Below are 1,878 nucleotides of genomic sequence, written 5' to 3'. Positions count from 1 at the left end.
GTCACAGGTACTGTGAACAGTAAAGAAAATTCCAAAAGGGAAAAGCTCTCATCAGAATATGACTTTCCTAGAGGAAAATCCTGTGTTATACTATAAAATAATCTGGATGTCAGGATGCGCAGCGGAGTGGTCCGTGGACATCGGTCAGTGCTGCTTATGGGCATTGATGGCGAATCGAAAGAGAGGAACAACAGAGTATGGAAGCGTATACAAGCTTTGCACGTGTATATGATACCTTCATGGATAATATTCCCTACGAAGAATGGTGTGAATATCTCACCGGTCTTATGAGAGAATATGGTGTCAGGGATGGACTGGTACTGGATCTGGGGTGTGGTACCGGGAACATGACAGAATTGCTTGCAAAGGCAGGATATGATATGATTGGTGCGGACAATGCGGAAGAGATGCTGGAGATCGCAATGGAGAAACGAGACAGATCCGGTCATGATATTCTGTATCTTCTGCAGGATATGAGAGAATTCGAACTGTATGGTACGGTAAGAGCTGTCATCAGTGTCTGCGATTCAGTCAATTATATTACAGAGCCGGAAGAACTTCAGGAAGTATTCCGCCTAGTCAACAATTATCTGGATCCGAAAGGTGTTTTTATTTTTGATTTTAATACACGTTACAAGTATGAAGAGATTCTTGGGGATCGCACAATTGCGGAGAACCGGGAGGAATGCAGTTTTATCTGGGACAACTATTATTACGAAGATGAGAAGATCAATGAATATGATCTGAGTCTTTTTATTGAGACAGATAAGGACAGTGGGCTTTATCGCAAATATGAGGAGACGCATTATCAGAGAGCGTATACGCTGGAGGAGATGAAGGAACTGATCCGGAAGTCGGGGCTGGAATTTGTGACAGCATACGATGCATTTTCAAAGAATGCGCCGATGGACACAAGCGAGCGCATTTATGTGATCGCAAGAGAACAGGGAAAATAGAACAGGAGAGAATTGTTATATGAAAGATTATATTGTAAGAGCAACTGCGGGAGACGGACAGATCCGTGCATTTGCCGCAACAACCGGAAATCTGGTGGAAGAGGCAAGAAAGAGACATGACACAAGTCCGGTAGCAACAGCGGCACTTGGAAGACTTTTGACAGCAGGAGCAATGATGGGAGGCATGATGAAGAATGAGACAGATGTGCTGACGCTTCAGATCAAAGGTGATGGACCACTTGGCGGAATTACGGTGACTGCAGATGCAAAAGGTGACGTGAAAGGATACGTCGATCATCCGGAAGCAATGATGCCACCTAAGAATGGCAAGCTGGATGTTGGAGGAGCTGTTGGAATCGGTCTTTTAAATGTTATTAAAGATATGGGACTGAAAGAACCATATGTTGGACAGACTATTCTGCAGACAAGTGAGATCGCAGAAGATCTGACGTATTATTTTGCAACCAGCGAACAGGTTCCGTCTTCTGTGGGCCTTGGAGTATTGATGAACAAGGACAACACTGTACACTGTGCAGGTGGATTTATTGTGCAGGTAATGCCGTTTATATCGGATGAAGTGCTGGATAAACTGGAAGAGAATATCAAGAAGATCTCTTCTGTTACCAGTATGCTGGACAACGGACATACACCGGAGCAGATGCTGGAGCAGGTACTGGATGGCCTGAATGTGGAATTTACAGATACAATGGACACACAGTTTAAATGTAATTGTTCGCATGAGAGAATCGAGAAAGCCATCATCAGCATCGGAAAGAAAGATATCCAGGAAATGATCGATGACGGAAAAGAAGTAGAAGTAAAATGCCATTTCTGCAATACGGCGTATACATTTAGTGTAGAAGAGCTGAAACAGATTTTAAAACAGGCAAAAAGATAAAGAGGTCATTAACAGTTAAAGATA

General features: G+C 43.3%; 2 protein-coding genes. Both read left to right on the top strand.

Going from position 1 to position 1,878, the window contains the following annotated elements:
* Positions 1-173 precede the first annotated feature (173 nt).
* Positions 174-956 (top strand): class I SAM-dependent DNA methyltransferase, encoded by a 783-nt coding sequence (locus tag PGR14_RS15940; RefSeq protein WP_270223714.1) that lies wholly within the window; start codon positions 174-176, stop codon positions 954-956.
* 19 nt (positions 957-975) lie between these two features.
* Complete coding sequence (gene hslO / locus PGR14_RS15935; protein ID WP_008369602.1) at positions 976-1,854, top strand: Hsp33 family molecular chaperone HslO; 879 nt, start codon at positions 976-978, stop codon at positions 1,852-1,854.
* Positions 1,855-1,878 lie beyond the last annotated feature (24 nt).

This window comes from Coprococcus sp. AF99-45, from assembly GCF_027663865.1.
GTDB classification, from domain to species: Bacteria; Bacillota; Clostridia; order Lachnospirales; family Lachnospiraceae; genus Allocoprococcus; species Allocoprococcus comes.
The sequence above is the reverse complement of the archived record's forward strand: the minus strand, read 5'-3'. Positions and strand labels throughout refer to the sequence as shown.